12 protein-coding genes are annotated in these 12788 nt (G+C 69.2%); 3 read left to right on the top strand and 9 right to left on the bottom strand.

Going from position 1 to position 12788, the window contains the following annotated elements; translation table 11 throughout:
- The 3 genes from OZ671_RS31030 to OZ671_RS31020 form a co-directional block, all read right to left on the bottom strand.
- The coding region (locus OZ671_RS31030; RefSeq protein ID WP_268864281.1) for an SGNH/GDSL hydrolase family protein at positions 1–935 on the bottom strand (935 nt) is incomplete at its 3' end.
- Positions 936–1165: 230 nt separating this feature from the next.
- Positions 1166–2389, bottom strand: a complete 1224-nt coding sequence (locus OZ671_RS31025) for a lytic murein transglycosylase (protein WP_268864280.1) — start codon at positions 2387–2389, stop codon at positions 1166–1168.
- A gap of 199 nt (positions 2390–2588) precedes the next feature.
- Positions 2589–3776, bottom strand: coding sequence for a lytic murein transglycosylase (locus OZ671_RS31020; protein WP_268864279.1), 1188 nt, complete (start codon positions 3774–3776; stop codon positions 2589–2591).
- A 224-nt stretch (positions 3777–4000) separates the two neighbouring features.
- On the opposite strand from OZ671_RS31020, the gene OZ671_RS31015 reads away from it, so the two are divergent.
- From OZ671_RS31015 to OZ671_RS31005, 3 genes are all read left to right on the top strand, one after another.
- On the top strand, positions 4001–4447 hold the full coding sequence (locus OZ671_RS31015) for a baeRF12 domain-containing protein (RefSeq protein WP_038307813.1): 447 nt from the start codon (positions 4001–4003) through the stop codon (positions 4445–4447).
- Between the two features lie 174 nt (positions 4448–4621).
- Entirely contained in the window at positions 4622–7048 is a 2427-nt protein-coding gene (gene gyrB / locus OZ671_RS31010) for a DNA topoisomerase (ATP-hydrolyzing) subunit B (protein WP_268864278.1), read from the top strand.
- A gap of 474 nt (positions 7049–7522) precedes the next feature.
- Entirely contained in the window at positions 7523–8260 is a 738-nt protein-coding gene (locus tag OZ671_RS31005; RefSeq protein ID WP_268864277.1) for an outer membrane protein, read from the top strand.
- Positions 8261–8357: 97 nt separating this feature from the next.
- On the opposite strand, the gene OZ671_RS31000 is transcribed toward OZ671_RS31005, so the two are convergent.
- From OZ671_RS31000 to fliK, 6 genes are all read right to left on the bottom strand, one after another.
- Positions 8358–8735: a nitrile hydratase accessory protein gene (locus OZ671_RS31000; protein WP_268864276.1), complete on the bottom strand. Its 378-nt coding sequence runs from the start codon at positions 8733–8735 to the stop codon at positions 8358–8360.
- Positions 8732–9415: a nitrile hydratase subunit beta gene (gene nthB, locus OZ671_RS30995; RefSeq protein ID WP_268864275.1), complete on the bottom strand. Its 684-nt coding sequence runs from the start codon at positions 9413–9415 to the stop codon at positions 8732–8734. The genes OZ671_RS31000 and nthB overlap by 4 nt, the downstream gene beginning before the upstream one ends.
- Positions 9412–10083, bottom strand: a complete 672-nt coding sequence (nthA, locus tag OZ671_RS30990; protein WP_268864274.1) for a nitrile hydratase subunit alpha — start codon at positions 10081–10083, stop codon at positions 9412–9414. Before nthA ends, nthB begins: the two co-directional genes overlap by 4 nt.
- 91 nt (positions 10084–10174) lie before the next feature.
- Positions 10175–11905, bottom strand: a complete 1731-nt coding sequence (locus OZ671_RS30985) for an AMP-binding protein (RefSeq protein WP_268864273.1) — start codon at positions 11903–11905, stop codon at positions 10175–10177.
- Between the two features lie 118 nt (positions 11906–12023).
- Positions 12024–12302, bottom strand: coding sequence for an EscU/YscU/HrcU family type III secretion system export apparatus switch protein (locus OZ671_RS30980; protein ID WP_038307795.1), 279 nt, complete (start codon positions 12300–12302; stop codon positions 12024–12026).
- The coding region (gene fliK, locus OZ671_RS30975) for a flagellar hook-length control protein FliK (protein ID WP_268864272.1) at positions 12299–12788 on the bottom strand (490 nt) is incomplete at its 5' end. The genes fliK and OZ671_RS30980, both read right to left, overlap by 4 nt.

The following is a 12788-nucleotide window of genomic DNA, read 5'->3' as shown; positions in this document are numbered from 1 at the left end:
CCCGGCGGCGTGCCGGGCACGGCCGGGGTAATGCGGCCGATGAGATCGCGGCGCAGGTCCTGCTCGACGAAGAGCGCGAGCTTGCGCGCGCCGGCCTGGGTGAAATGCACGCCGTCGGCGGTCCTGAGGCGGCGGATCTGCCCGGCGAAATCCGGTCCGAACTGCGAATACTGGCCCTGCTCGTCGACGAAGCCGTTCCACACATCGACAAAGGTCACGCCGTTGCGTGCGGCGCGTTCCTTGAAGATCTCATTGAGATAGGCCATGTCGGCCGAGGCGCGCTGGCCGCGCAACGGCGGCACGCCGACCCAGTAGACCGGCACGCCGCGGGCCTTCAGCGCCTGCATCGCGGCATCGACGCGCTGGATGTAGATCTCGCGCCAGCGCTCCGAGCGCGGCTCGAAGCTCTCGCGATCCAGCCGCAGCGGCTGGCGGTCGTTCGAGCCGATCATCATGACGATGAAATCGACCTTGGCCTCGCGGGCGAGAATCTCCGGGATCTGCCGCGGCCAGTCGTGGAACTCGGAGCGCACGAGGCCGGAGGACAGGCGGGTGCGGTCGGTGACGCCGATTTCCGGCACGTCCTCGAAGGCGCGCTCGATGCCGAAGGAAAGCCACTCGGCGAGATTGTCGCCGAGCACGAGCACGAAGGTGGTGGGGCCGGTCTCGCCGGTGGCCGTCGCGGGGCTGCGCTCATGCGGCGGGCGTGTGGCTTCGGCGGGGGCGGCGGGCGGCGGCGCGGTGCGCACCGCGGGGGCCTGGCGGATGGTCGGCTGCTGCTGCGGCAGGCGGAACAGCCGAGGCTGCTGGTCACGCGGGGCGAAAAGATGCGGAAAGCGGTCGTCCGAATAGCTCGGCTGCGCCGCGGCGCGTCCCGCAAGGACCATGCAGGCGGCAAGGATCATCAGGGCCAGGGCAGATCCGAACCGTTTCACACGAGGACCTTTTCGGTTCCGAGGCCCCCCGGCTCCGGAGCCCCCCTTGTATCACGAAGGGGCGGGGGCGCGACAGGCGTCCGGCTTGAGAGGTCAGCCGCCCCGGCAGAGCCGCGCGACAGAGGCCCGCCTGGCGGGTCAGCCGCCCCGGCGCAGCCGCGCGACAGGCGGCCTGCCTGGAAGGTCAGCCGCCCCGGCGCAGCCGCGCGACAGGCGGCCTGCCTGGAAGGTCAGCCGCCCCGGCGCAGCCGCTGCAGGACGGCGGAGGTCGGAAAGCCGTCAGCGGCCATGCCGGCGCGCTGCTGGAAGCGCTGCAGGGCCTCGCGGGTGCCGGCGCCGAGCTTGCCGTCGACATTGCCCGAATAGAGGCCGACCTGGGTCAGCCGCTGCTGCAGTTCGATGCGCTCTTCGCGTGACAGCGAGCGTTCGCCCACCGGCCAGGGCCGGGCGAAGGGGCCGCCGCCGCGCAGCCGGTCGGCGAGATGGCCGACCGCCATCGCATAGTTTTCCGAGTTGTTGTATTTCATGATCACGCGGAAATTCGGCAGCATCAGGAAGGCCGGTCCGCGGGCGCCGCCCGGCAGATGCAGGAAGGCCTGGTCGCCGCGCCGCGGGAAGCCGCGGCCGCCGACGCGGCTGACGCCGAGTGCCTCCCATTGGGCGATCGTCTGCGGCCGGTCGCGTCCGGCCAGCGCGAGATTGAGGCCCGGCGGCAATTGGACCTCGTAGCCCCAGCCCTGGCCGGCGGCCCAGCCCTCCTCGCGCAGGAGATTGCCGGTCGACATCATGGCGTCGGCGACGGAATCGACGATGTCGATATGCGCCGAGCCGGTGCCCGAGCGGGCGGCGCGCAGGAAGGTCGACGGCATGAACTGGGTGTGGCCGAAGGCGCCGGCCCAGGAGCCGCGGAAATGCTGCTGCGGGATATGCCCGCGCGAGAGGATCTGCAGCGCGGCCAGGAACTCGCCGCGGAAGAAGTCCTGGCGCCGGCCGTAGCAGGCGAGCGTGGCGGTCGCCCGGACGACCGGCGTATTGCCCTTGGAGCGGCCGAAGCTCGTCTCGATGCCCCAGATCGCCGCGACGATGTGCTTGTCCACGCCGGTGGTCTGCTCGACCCGGTCGAACACCGCGCGATGCCGCGCCAGCAGTTGGCGCCCCTCGGCGATCCGGTTCGGCGCCACCAGGCCGTTGATGTAGTCCCACGGCTGACGCGAAAACTCCGGCTGGGCGTCGAGGAGCCGCAGGATGCTGGTATCGGGCGACAGGCCTTGCGTCGCACGCTCGAAGACCTGGGGGCCGATGCCGCGCTGGGCGGCGTCGCGCCTCAGCGCCTGGATGCAGGCCGAAAAGCCGCCGTCCTGGGCAACCGCCGGGGCCGGCGCGGCGAGGGGGCTCGCCAGCGCCGCCAGCGCGAGCGCCGCCAGGCCATGCCGGGTGTGATGGGAACGAGCCATGCCAGTCGCCTCCGATCCGGGTGGAACCCGCCGAAGAACCAGTGGAACAATGGCGATGGTGAACGAAGCGTTAAATCGGTTCAACCGGGCTCTGTCGGCGGCCGTGGGGACTGCCGCCCGGCCTTGCCGCGGTCCTTGATATTGCGGCCGGAATCGCGGGGGCCGGCGACGCGGGTCGCGGCGCTTGGTCGCGCCCGCCTCAGCCGCGGCGCAGACGCTCCAGAAAGGCGCGGTCGGCCTCGCCGGTGGCGGGCATGCCGAAGCGCGACTGCATCTGGCGGACCGCGGCCTTCGACTTGTCGCCGAGAATGCCGTCGGGGTCGCCGAGGTCGAAACCGAGCTGGTTCAGCCGGCGCTGGATCTCCTCGCGTTCGGCATGGACGAGGCCGCCTTCGCCCGGCGGCCACGGCTTGGAAAAGCGGCCGGCGCCCTTGATGCGATCGCCGAGATGGCCGACGGCCAGCGCATAGGAATCGGCGTTGTTGTAGCGCTTGATGACGTTGAAGTTGCTGGTCAGTAGGAGATGCGGTCCGCCTTCGCCGGCCGGCTTCCACAGCGTCGCCGGGGCGCCGCCGCTCATCGGCCCGCCACCGACGCGGGCGACGCCGTTCGCCGCCCAGGCGCTGATCGACTGGCGGCTTGCCCGGTTGCCGGGCAGGCCCGGCGCATGGACCTCGAAGCCCCAGGGCACGCCCGGGGTCCAGCCGTTGCGCCTGAGATAGTTGGCGGCCGAGCCCATGGCGTCGGGCACCGAGTTCCAGATGTCGCGCCGGCCGTCGCCGGTGAAGTCGACCGCGAAGCGCAGGAAGCTCGACGGCATGAACTGGACGTAGCCCATGGCGCCCGCCCAGGAGCCCATCATGGCCTGGGGCGCGATGTCGCCGGCCTGGAGAATGCGCAGCGCCGCGATCAGCTCGCTCTGGAAGAAGGCGCTGCGCCGGCCGGCATGGGCGAGCGTCGCCATGGCCTGGATGACGTAGTGATCGCCGCGGAAGGTGCCGTAGGCGGTTTCGTTGCCCCAGATCGAGCAGACCGTCTCGCCGGGCACGCCGAAGCGGCTTTCGACCGCGGCGAAGGTCGCACGGTGCTCGCTGAACGCGGCCCGGCCGTTGGTGACGCGCTTGTTCGAGGTGCGCAGGTCGACATAGTCGCCGAGCGTCTTGCGGAATTCCGGCTGGCGCTGCGACAGCTCGATGACCCGCGGATTGGGCTGCACGCCGGCGAAGGCGCGGTCGAAGGTCGCGCGGGAAATGCCGGCGGCGGAGGCTTGCGGCCAGAGGCCCTGGACGTAGGCGGCGAAGGTCGCGGCGCGGGCTTCACCGATGAGGGCAGGGCTGGCGAGCGACGCCGCGCCGAGGAGCACGGTGCGGCGGCTGGGGGCGTGCATGTCGGGCCTCCGATCTGGTCCGGCAAATCTTTCGGGCGACACGACCATGTCGCCGGAAACAGGCGATTCGCTGGCGAAGATAGCCCGTACCGGCCGGGCCGGCACGTGACAATCGCGCCTGCCGCAGGCGACCAACGGCCGCAAGGCGCGTCGTGGACGATCAAGGGACGAGGGAACGCAACCGGCGGTGAGCGGTTCAGCCCCCAAACGGGGAAGCGAGCGACATGCCCGATTTCAAAGTTCCGCACGACGCCCTCATCCTGGTCGGCGATGGGGAGAAGGCCCTGTTCCTGCGCAACCGGGGCCATGCCATGCGGCCGAACCTGGTCGTCGAGGAGGTGCTGGCCAACGACAATCCGGCCACGCGTGAACAGGGCACCGACCGGCCTGGCCGCGCCGTTGGCCCGGGCGGCACGCGGCGCAGCGCGATGGAGGAGACCGACTGGCACCGGCTCGGCGAGGAGCGGTTCGTGGCCGATATCGCGCGGGCGCTGCGCGACTATGCGCTTGCCGGCCGTTTCGAGGCGCTGGTGCTGATCGCGCCGCCCCGGGTGCTCGGTGTCCTGCGCAAGGCGCTGCATCCCGAGGTTGCGCGGCGGATCAGCCTGGAAATCCCGAAGGGGTTGACCTCGCACCCGCGAGAGGACATTCAGGCGCTGCTTTCGGCCTGAACGGGCAGGCCCTGGCGCCATATCCCGTCGTTGCACGGGCCTTTTGTTCTCAACGCCCGCGCCCTCGCGCGCGCAGGCGCGAGGGACTATATAAACATCTCCCGCTACACTGCGAACCGAATCGCGTGGGCACGACACCGTGGCCTCGCGACCGTTCTTGGAGACCTGCCCACCATGGCTGAATCCGCTCGCATCGATGTCCCGGAAGCCGAATATGGCGCGGACAGCATCAAGGTCCTGAAGGGCCTCGACGCGGTGCGCAAGCGCCCCGGCATGTATATCGGCGACACCGATGACGGCTCGGGCCTGCACCACATGGTCTATGAGGTGGTCGACAACGCCATCGACGAGGCGCTGGCCGGCCATGCGACGGCCGTCAACGTGACATTGAATGCCGACGGTTCGGTGACGGTCCGCGACAATGGCCGCGGCATCCCGACCGCCATCCACAGCACCGAAGGCGTGTCGGCGGCCGAGGTCATCATGACCCAGCTCCATGCCGGCGGTAAGTTCGACCAGAATTCCTACAAGGTGTCCGGCGGCCTGCACGGCGTCGGCGTGTCGGTGGTCAACGCGCTGTCGACCTGGCTGAAACTGTCGATCTGGCGCGGCGGCGAGCATCATTTCATGGAGTTCCGGGACGGCGAGCCGGTCGCGCCGCTGGCGGTGCTCGGCGAGGCCAACGGCCAGCGCGGTACGGAAGTGACCTTCCTCGCCTCGCCCAAGACCTTCTCGATGGTCGAATACGACTTCGCCACCCTGGAGCATCGCCTGCGCGAGCTCGCCTTCCTCAATTCCGGCGTCCGGATCATCCTGACCGACCTGCGCCATGCGGAGGAGAAGCGGGTCGAGCTGCACTACGAGGGCGGCATCGAGGCCTTCGTCCGCTATCTCGACCGCAACAAGACAGCGCTGATCGGCGAGCCGCTCATGCTGAAGGCCGAGCGCGACGGCATCACGGTCGAGGTCGGCCTATGGTGGAACGACAGCTTCCACGAGAACGTCCTCTGCTTCACCAACAACATCCCGCAGCGCGACGGCGGCACGCATCTTGCCGGCTTCCGCGGCGCGCTGACGCGCCAGGTGACGGGTTATGCCGGCGTCTCCGGCATCACCAAGAAGGAAAAGGTCGAGCTGACCGGCGACGACTGCCGCGAAGGCCTGACCGCGATCGTCTCGGTGAAGGTGCCGGATCCGAAATTCTCCTCGCAGACCAAGGACAAGCTCGTGTCCTCCGAGGTGCGCCCGGTGGTCGAGAGCGTCGTCAACGAAGCGCTCGGCACCTGGCTGGAGGAGCATCCGACCGAAGCCAAGGCCATCGTCCAGAAGGTGGCCGAGGCGGCCGCCGCGCGCGAGGCGGCGCGCAAGGCGCGCGAACTGACCCGGCGCAAGACGACGCTCGACGTCGCCTCGCTGCCCGGCAAGCTCGCCGACTGCCAGGAGCGCGATCCGGCGAAGTCGGAACTGTTCATCGTCGAGGGTGACTCGGCCGGCGGATCGGCGAAGCAGGGGCGCGACCGCGCCTTCCAGGCTGTGCTGCCGCTGCGCGGCAAGATCCTCAATGTCGAGCGCGCCCGGTTCGACAAGATGCTGTCGTCGGAAATGATCGGCACGCTGATCACCGCGCTCGGCACCGGCATCGGCCGCGAGGAGTTCAACGCCGACAAGCTGCGCTATCACAAGATCATTCTGATGACCGATGCCGACGTCGACGGCTCGCACATCCGCACGCTGCTGCTCACCTTCTTCTTCCGCCAGATGCCGGAGATCATCGAGCGCGGCCACGTCTTCATCGCCCAGCCGCCGCTCTACAAGGTGACCCGGGGCAAGAGCGAGACCTACATCAAGAACGAGCGCGCCCTCGACGATTATCTGACCATGGGCGGGCTCGAGGATGCCGTGCTGGCGCTCGGCTCGGGCGAGATCCGTGCCGGCGCCGATCTCGCCGCGATCGTCGACGAGGCGCGCCAGATCAAGAACCTCATCGGCAACATCCATTCCCGCTACAACCGCGCCGTCGTCGAGCAGGCGGCGATCGCCGGCGCCTTCGATCTCGAGGCGATCAAGGATCCGGAACGGGCGGCAGCGATCGCGACCAGGACCGCGGCGCGGCTCGATGCCATCGCCGAGGAGATGGAGCGCGGCTGGGAGGGTGCCTTCGACGGCCAGTCCTACATGTTCAGCCGGACGGTGCGCGGCGTGAAGGAGGTCGCGGTGCTCGACGCCGCGCTCCTGTCCTCGGCCGAGGCGCGGCGCATCGACGAGCACAGCAAGAGCCTGGGCGAGGTCTACGACCGGCCGGCGACCTTCCGGCGCAAGAGCGGCGAACAGCCGATCTCCGGGCCGATCGCGCTGTTCGAGGCGGTCAAGGAGGCCGGCGCCAGCGGCGTCAAGCTGCAACGCTACAAAGGCCTCGGCGAGATGAATGCGAGCCAGCTCTGGGAGACGACTCTCGACCGCAATGCCCGCTCGCTGCTGCAGGTGAAGATCAAGGAGGTCGACGAGGCCGACGACATCTTCGTCAAGCTGATGGGCGACGTGGTCGAACCGCGGCGCGAATTCATCCAGGAAAACGCGCTCAACGCGACCGTCGACGCGTAAGGGCGCCAGCCGCGATATTTGGCGGCGCGGTGGCGCAGAACGCACCGCGCCGCCTTTGGTCGAGGCATGGGGACGGCCCTTGCAGATCCCTCACGATGCGCGGCCATTGTTCGCAGGCACGAGCTCCCCAACAGGAAGCCAAGGTTCCATAGCGGCATGTTTTTGCCCCCGTGAAGCGACGTGCAAGCTCTGGCTTTGCGTTCTGCGGGTTGCATTCTGAAGGGTAGGGCAACCTTCCGGCGCCAATGAGACGTGGCCCGAAAGCGGCGCCTGGTCTGGCGATATGCCCGGCCGGGCGGCAGTCTCGACCGTTCCGCGGAACGACCTTTGTGCTACCTCCGGATGTGTCGCAAAAGCAACACACGCACTATCTTCGAAAGTCGCTTTGTCGAGCGCTATTCGGCCGGGGCGAGTCGGAATACGTACAAACGGGTTCGAATACGGACCAACACGCTCGCCCTTATGGATAAAATGATGAAGAAGCTCATCGCCGCCGCCGCGCTCGTCGCCCTGCCCACGGTTGCCACCGCCGCCGATCTCGGCTCGCGCCGCGTCGCGGTGCCGGCGGCCGTTCTCGCCCCGGTGCACAGCTGGACCGGTTTCTACGTCGGTCTCAACGCCGGCTACGGTTTCGCCAACACCAACCTCAATACGCGGTCCGAGGGCTTCCTGCCCGGCAGCGGCGGCGGTTTCGTCGGCGGCGGCCAGATCGGCTACAACTACCAGGTCAACAATGTCGTGCTCGGCGTCGAAGGCGACTTCGGCTATTTCGGCGTGCGCCGTTCGGCCAGCCTCACCGAGGCCGGCGAGACGGTCACCGGCCGCTGGCAGACCAACTGGGATGCGTCGGTCCGCGCTCGCCTCGGTCTCGCCGTCGACCGCACCCTGTTCTACGTGACGGGCGGCGTCGCCTTCACCGATCTCTCGGTGCGTGCGACCAATTCCACTCCGGGCCTGACGGAAACGGTCAGCGCCTCGCACAACCGCGTGGGTTGGACGATCGGCGCCGGCGTCGAGCACGCCTTCGCTCCGAACTGGACCGCCCGCGCCGAGTATCTCTATGCCAACTACGGCAGCAAGGGCCTGACGTTCAACTATGACGGCCAGACCGAGACGACCCAGGGCATCCGTCTGGAGACCCACAAGTTCCGCGTCGGCGTGAACTACCTGTTCAGCACCGGCGGCGGCGCGCCGATCGTCGCCCGCTACTGATCGGCGAAGCGAGCTGCGTCGAACGGGCTGCCCCTCGGGGCGGCCCGTTTGCTTTCGGGCGACCGGTTGCCGTGGGGACCGCGCGAGCGATCCAGCCTCACCGCCTGAGCACGATCGGCTGGCCGTGCGGTGTCGCCTCGGCGGCCCGATGCCAGGCTTCGGTCGTCGCGTCGAGTTCGTCGACGGTGGCGACGCCGCCCGACACGACGAGCCGCTCGAGCGCCTTCAGCCAGTGCTGGTAGTAGGTCTCGCCCGTGTCGGGATCGCCGGCGGCCTGGGCGCGCCGGATTTCGGCCGACAGCGTCTCCGCCCATTGCGGCCAGGTGAACAGGCCCTTGCCGTGCAGCGTGACGGCCAGCGCGAAGGCGTGGGCCTCCCAGGGCGCACGGAAGACCGGGCCTTCCGCGTCGCAGGGAATGTCGGGCAGGGCCGCGAGATCGGCCGGTGCGATCGCCGGTGTCGCTGACGCCGTCATGATGCCGGTCTCAGATAGCTGTCCCAGGCATCGACCGAGACCGAACTTGCCGGATCGCCTTCGGCCCCGAACAGGTCGGTCCCCGCGAAACGCACCGTGTAGAGCCATTCCGGCGCCTCGCCGGCGCCGGTGGCATTGGCGTCCGGAAAGACGTGGCCGCCATGCAGATGGGTGACCGTGCCGGTCTTGCCCTGGACATAGCGCGGCAGGCGGGTGTGGCCGGTCGGCGAGGCGATGACGCGGGTGGTGACGCGGTCGCCGACGGCAAAGCGCGGTCCGGCCGCGACCGGGCGCTCGCTCGGGCCGCCGCGCGCCAGGGTCGCGGTGACATCGGCGGCCATCAGCTTGCGGGCGAGCGGCTTCGGCGGTGTGGCGGCATGGCCGGTTTCGATCTCCTCGGCGGTGATCTGGCCGCGTTCGAGCATCAGCCGCTCCATGCCGGCGGTCCAGATCTCGTAATAGCTCATGCCGAGATAGCCGGGCTGCTGCTCGCGGGCCGCGCGCGACTGATCGATGTTCCAGGAGCCGGTCGCGCCCATGGCCAGGGTCAGGGCGAAGGCGCGCTTCTCCCACGGGGCATGGAACCAGGGCTCGTCGGTCTCGGGCACGACCGGCCCGAGACCGGCGCGGCCGCCGAGATCGGCATGGGTGACATAGGGCGTCGGGGTGGTCTCGCTCATCGTGCCGCCTCCGGCGCCCCGGCAAGGCCGGTGCCGATCATCGAGTCGCGGCTGACCAGCGTCGCAAGCTCCGTCTCGCTCCAGCCCTCGGTGCCGGCCGGCCGTTCCGGCAGCACGAGGTAGCGGATCTCGGCCGTCGAATCCCAGACCTTGATGGCCTTGCCTTCGGGCAGCGTCACGCCGAAATCGGCGAGCACCCCGCGCGGGTCGCGCACGGCCTTGGCCCGATAGGGCGCCGACTTGTACCAGACCGGCGGCAGGCCGAGAACCGGCCAGGGATAGCAGGAGCAGAGCGTGCAGACGACCATGTTGTGGGTGTCGGGCGTGTTCTCGACCGCCACCATGTGCTCGCCCTGGCGGCCGACATAGCCGAGCTCGGCGATCGCGGCGGTGGCGTCGGTCAGCAGCCGCTGGCGGAAGGCCGGATCGGCCCAGGCCTTGGCGACGACGCGGGCGCCGTTGTGCGGGCCGACCTTGGTCTCATAGGTCTCGATCAGCAGGTCGAGCGCCGCCGGGTCGACGTAGCCCTTCTCGATCAGGACCGTCTCGATGGCGCGCACCCGCGCGTCCATCGGCGAGAGCTCGCTGTGGTCGTGATCGTGATGATGATGGTGGTGATCGTCGTGGTGATGCCCGTGGGCATCGCCGCTTTCATGGTCGTCGTGCATGGTCGCCTCCGGCGGTTCGCCGGAGGCTAGCGCGGTTCGATCCGGGGAGCTATGGGCTTGCGGCCCGCCGGCCTCATGACAGCCATTCGGCTCAGGCGCTCGCCCGCTTCGCGAGTTCCTCGGCGCGCAGGTCCTTGCGCAGGATCTTGCCGACATTCGATTTCGGCAGCTCGTCGCGGAACTCGACGAATTTCGGCACCTTGTAGGCGGTCAGGTGCTGGCGGCTGAAGGCCCGCACCTCGTCGGCCGTGATCTCGGCGCCCGGGCGCTTGACGATGAAGGCCTTGACCGCCTCGCCGGCGGCGCCGTCGGGCACGCCGACCACTGCCACCTCCAGCACGGCGGGGTTCTTGGCGAGCGTGTCCTCGACCTCGTTCGGGAACACGTTGAAGCCGGAGACCAGCACCATGTCCTTCTTGCGGTCGACGATGCGGAAGAAGCCGTCGGCGTCCTGGGTCGCGATGTCGCCGGTATAGAGCCAGCCGTCGCGGATGGTCTTGGCGGTCTCCTCGGGCTTCTTCCAGTAGCCCGCCATGATCTGCGGGCCGCGGGCGACCAGCTCGCCGGGTTCGCCGAGCGGCACTTCGCGGCCCTCGTCGTCGACGCAGCGGATATCGGTCGACGGCACGGGAATGCCGATCGTGCCGAGCCGCTCGTTGCCCATCGGGTTGAACGAGAGCACGGGCGAGGATTCAGTCAGGCCATAACCTTCGATGACCGGCGTGCCGGTGACCTCCAGCCAGCGCTTGGCCACCGCCTCCTGCAGCGCCATGCCGCCGGCCGAGGCGGTCTTCAGGTGCCGCGGCGGGTTGTCCTTGAACCAGGCCTCGTTGTTCAGGCCGTTGAACAACGTGTTGACCCCGGTGATCGCGCTGATCGGATATTTCTCGAAGGCCTTCTGCAGGTTGGCGAGCGGGCGCGGATTGGGAATGAGCACGTTGTGGGCGCCGAGATACCAGAAGCCCAGCATGTTCACCGTGAAGGCGAAGATGTGATAGAGCGGCAGCGCGGTCAGAATGACGCCCGTGCCCTTCTCGATGTTGCCGCCGACCATTTCCAGCGCCTGCGCCATGTTCATGACGAGGTTGCCGTGGGTCAGCATGGCACCCTTGGAGACGCCGGTCGTGCCGCCGGTATACTGCAGGCAGGCAAGCGACTCCAGATTGAGCTCTTTCGTGTAGCCGAGGACGTCGGCTGTGCTGCGGCGCGCCTCGCCGGCGGCGAGCGCGGCCTGGAAGGTCGTGTGGGCGACCGGCGCCGGCTTGACCGACTTGTCCTTGTATCTCTGCACGAAGCCGACGATGGTGCCCTGCAGCCAGGGCATGAATTCGGTGATGCGGCAGACCACCACATGGCGCACCTTGTGGATGGCGAAGGCGGCCGGCAGCTTGTCGGTGAACATGTCGATGACGACGAGACAGTCGGGCTCGGCATCCGCGAACACCTTGCCCATCTCGTCCGCCGTGTAGAGCGGGTTGATGTTGACCAGCACGCAGCCGGCCTTGAACACGCCGAAGGCGACGATCGGGAAGGCCAGCCCGTTCGGCATCTGCAGCGCGACGCGCGCGCCCGGCTTGAGCTGCAGCTGCTCGCGCAGATAGAGCGCGAAGGCGTCGGACAGGCGGTCGACCTCGGCGAAGGTCAGCGTGCCGCCCATGCCGTTCGGCAGGCACAGCGAGAAGGCTGGCTGGGTCGAATAGGTGCGGGCGATGGCGCGCACCATGGCGGCGAGCGAGGGATAGGGCGCTTCGTCGATGGTCGGACGGATGCCGGGTGGATAGAACTTGGTCCAGGGGCGGTTCGGCGCCGCGATGGTCGTCATGACATCCTCCCTCCGTTTCTTCTAACGTTCTGCATTAGCGCGTATTCCGCGCGCCACCGCAATGGCCACAGTGTCACAATCGGTGTATTGGCGACAGCCACCCTGACGCGAGGGCATGCTACCTGAGGTGGCCGGCCGCGCGCAGCACGAAACCGATCACCTCGGCGACCGCGCGGTAGAGATCTTCCGGGATCTCCTGGTCGAGCTCGACGCCGGCGAGCGCCTCGGCGAGCAGCGGGTTGCCCTCGATGGCGACGCCGTGTTCGCGGGCGGTCGCGACGATCGCCTCGGCGATCGGCCCGCGCCCGCTGGCCGTCACGCGCGGCACCTGATCCAGGCCATGCTCGTATTCCAGGGCGACGGCGAGCGCCGGCTTCGTCTCGGGCCGGTCGCTCATGTGCGCCGGTCCAGGCGCGGCTGGGCTGGCGGAAGGCCGGACTCGGCCGGCCGGCCAGCCAGGATGGTCAGCTGGTCGACGGTGAAGGCGGAGGCCTCCAGCGCGTCGCTCAGCGCGGTGCGGGCTTCGTCGAGCCGGGCGGCGATGCCGTCGCGTTCGGCCCAGAGCTGGACCCGGACATGGCCGTCGCGCCAGCGGACCGCGGCATGAACCGGCCCGAGCGGCTCGGCCGCAAGCGAGAAGCGCATGACCCAGCCGCCGGGCGGTGCGGCGCCGCGGGCGGCCGGCGCGTCGTCCTCGCCGCGGTCGCGGCCGATCTGGAACGGCACCATGGCGGTGGCCTGGCCGATGCGCACCGGCAGTTCCATCCAGGTCTGCGGCGCGAGCTCCGGCCGGCCAAGATCGCGCGCCTCGGGCAGCGAGGCCGCCTGCAGCAGAACGAGCCGGGCGAGCGCGGCCTCCGTGCGTTCGATCAGCCGTGCTGCG

The organism is Phreatobacter sp. AB_2022a (assembly GCF_026847585.1).
Lineage (GTDB): Bacteria > Pseudomonadota > Alphaproteobacteria > Rhizobiales > Phreatobacteraceae > Phreatobacter.
This window is presented reverse-complemented; position numbering and strand designations above follow the sequence as displayed.